The organism is Mycobacterium sp. (assembly GCF_019243155.1).
Classification (GTDB): Bacteria; Actinomycetota; Actinomycetes; order Mycobacteriales; family Mycobacteriaceae; genus Mycobacterium.
Genome location: NZ_JAFAUS010000470.1, coordinates 1 through 2,827, shown reverse-complemented (window position 1 = coordinate 2,827; position 2,827 = coordinate 1). Strand labels below are relative to the sequence as shown.

At 69.1% G+C, this 2,827-nt stretch carries 2 protein-coding genes and 1 pseudogene; all 3 read left to right on the top strand.

Going from position 1 to position 2,827, the window contains the following annotated elements; genetic code table 11:
* A pseudogene (locus tag JOZ00_RS23760) lies at positions 1-420 on the top strand (NAD(P)H-quinone dehydrogenase); the annotation flags it as partial.
* Between the two features lie 65 nt (positions 421-485).
* Positions 486-2,240, top strand: coding sequence for a glycerol-3-phosphate dehydrogenase/oxidase (locus tag JOZ00_RS23755; RefSeq protein WP_293348991.1), 1,755 nt, complete (start codon positions 486-488; stop codon positions 2,238-2,240).
* Positions 2,237-2,827 (top strand): pseudouridine synthase (locus JOZ00_RS23750; protein WP_293348988.1); only part of this gene is annotated, 591 nt, incomplete at its 3' end. The genes JOZ00_RS23755 and JOZ00_RS23750, both read left to right, overlap by 4 nt.

The window sequence follows — 2,827 nt, the reverse complement described above, 5'->3', positions numbered from 1 at the left end:
CGCATCGCGATGTACCACGCGCTGGGTGAGGGCGTCAGTCCGATCCGGCTGCGCACGGTGGCGGCGACGGTGTTCACCAGACCCGAGATCGCCGCCGTCGGGGTGCCACAGTCGGCGATCGACGACGGCTCGGTGCCGGCGCGGACGATCATGCTGCCGCTGCGCACCAACGCGCGGGCCAAGATGTCGGGGCTCCGCCAGGGCTTCGTCAAGATCTTCTGCCGCCAGTCCACCGGCGTGGTGATCGGCGGCGTGGTGGTCGCGCCGATCGCCTCCGAACTGATCCTGCCGATCGCCGTGGCCGTGCAAAACCGCATCACGGTCAACGAGTTGGCCCAGACGCTCGCTGTTTACCCGTCGTTGTCGGGGTCGATCACCGAGGCGGCTCGTCGGCTGATGGCCCACGACGATCTCGACTAGCCTTGGTGTGGCATCGACCTACTGACGAGTAACCGACAGGAGTACCCAGTGAGGAGTCCGCTGCCGTGAGCAACCCGATTCAGGCACCGGGGAGCGCGCAGACCTGGGCGGCTTCCTCGTTGGGACCCCCGCAACGCGCGTTGGCTTGGGAGCGACTCGGCGCAGAGCAGTTCGACGTGGTGGTCATCGGCGGCGGCGTGGTGGGTTCGGGGTGCGCGCTGGACGCCGCCACCCGTGGGCTCAAGGTGGCCCTCGTCGAGGCGCGCGACTTCGCGTCCGGCACCTCGAGCCGCTCGTCGAAGATGTTCCACGGCGGGTTGCGCTATCTCGAACAACTGGAGTTCGGTCTGGTGCGCGAGGCGCTCTACGAACGAGAGCTGTCGCTGACCACGCTGTCGCCGCATCTGGTCAAGCCGATGCCGTTCCTGTTCCCGCTGACCAACCGCGTGTGGGAACGCCCCTACATCGCCGCCGGCATCTTCCTGTACGACCGCCTCGGCGGCGCGAAATCGGTTCCGGCGCAGAAACATCTGACCCGGGCGGGCGCCCTCCGCCTGAGCCCGGGACTGAAGCGCAGCTCGCTGATCGGCGGAATCCGCTACTACGACACCGTCGTCGACGACGCCCGGCACACCATGACCGTCGCGCGCACCGCGGCGCACTACGGCGCGGTGGTGCGCACCTCCACCCAGGTGGTCGCCCTGCTGCGCGAAGGTGATCGGGTCACCGGTGTGCGAGTGCGGGATTCCGAGGACGGGGCGGTCACCGAGGTCCGCGGTCATGTCGTGGTCAACGCGACCGGGGTGTGGACCGACGAGATCCAGGCGTTGTCCAAGCAGCGCGGGCGATTCCAGGTCCGCGCGTCCAAGGGCGTGCACGTGGTGGTGCCGCGGGACCGGATCGTCAGCGACGTCGCGATCATCCTGCGCACCGAGAAGTCGGTGATGTTTGTCATCCCGTGGGGGACGCACTGGATCATCGGAACCACCGACACCGACTGGAATCTCGACCTGGCTCACCCCGCGGCCACCAAGGCCGACATCGACTACATCCTGCAGACCGTCAACACCGTGCTGGCCATTCCACTGACCCACGCGGACATCGACGGGGTGTACGCCGGCCTGCGGCCCTTGCTGGCCGGCGAGTCCGAGGAGACCTCCAAGCTGTCCCGCGAGCACGCCGTGGCGGTGCCCGCGCCGGGCCTGGTGGCCATCGCCGGCGGCAAGTACACCACTTACCGGGTGATGGCGGCCGATGCCATTGACGCCGCTGCCGAGTTCATCCCGGCGCGGGTTGCACCGTCGATCACCGAGAAAGTTCCACTGATGGGTGCCGACGGTTATTTCGCGCTGATCAACCAAACCCAGAATGTGGCGGCGCTGCAGGGACTTCATCCGCACCGGGTGCGGCATCTGCTGGAGCGGTACGGCTCACTGATCGGCGAGGTGCTGGGCTCGGCGGCCGATCCCGGTCTGCTCACCCCGATCAAGGAGGCGCCGGGCTATCTGAAGGTCGAGGCCCTGTACGCCGTAACCGCCGAGGGCGCTTTGCATTTGGAGGACATCCTGGCCCGCCGGATGCGCATCTCGATCGAATACTCGCACCGCGGCGTCGATTGCGCCCGCGAGGTCGCCGAAGTCGTTGCGCCCGTGCTCGGTTGGAGCGCGCAGGATGTCGAGCGAGAAGTCGCGAACTACACCGCGCGGGTGGAGGCCGAGATCCTGTCGCAGGCCCAGCCCGACGACGTGTCGGCGGACGAGTTGCGGGCCAGCGCACCGGAGGCCCGCGCCGAGATCCTCGAGCCGGTACCGCTCAGTTGAGGCAAGCGCCGCTTCCCGTGCGCGACGGCCTAGGTCCGGCGCGGGTGCGGCTGCACGGCGGTCCCGTGCTGGCGGAGTTGACCGCCCGGTTCGGCCCGCGCGCCCAGGCCAAAGTGTTTGCCGGAGAGGTGGTCGACGCGGACGGCGCGGTGGTCGACGAGCACACCGTGCTGCCCGCCGGCGCGAGCGTCTACCTCTACCGCGAGTTGCCCGACGAGGTGCCGGTGCCGTTCGACCTCCCCGTGCTGCATGCCGACGCGGACATCGTCGTCGTCGACAAACCACACTTTTTGGCCACCATGCCGCGCGGGAGGCACGTCGCGCAGACGGTGCTGGTGCGGCTGCGCAGGGAACTCGGGCTGCCCGAGCTAAGCCCGGCGCACCGGCTGGACCGGCTGACCGCCGGGGTGCTGCTGCTCACCGCCCGGCGCGAGGTGCGCGGCGCCTACCAGACCCTGTTCTCCCGGGGTTTGGTGCGCAAGACCTACCTGGCGCGGGCCGCCGTCGACCCCGCGTGCGAGTTCCCGCGCGTGGTGCGCAACCGGATCGTCAAACGTCGGGGACACCTGCAGGCGGTCTGCGAACCG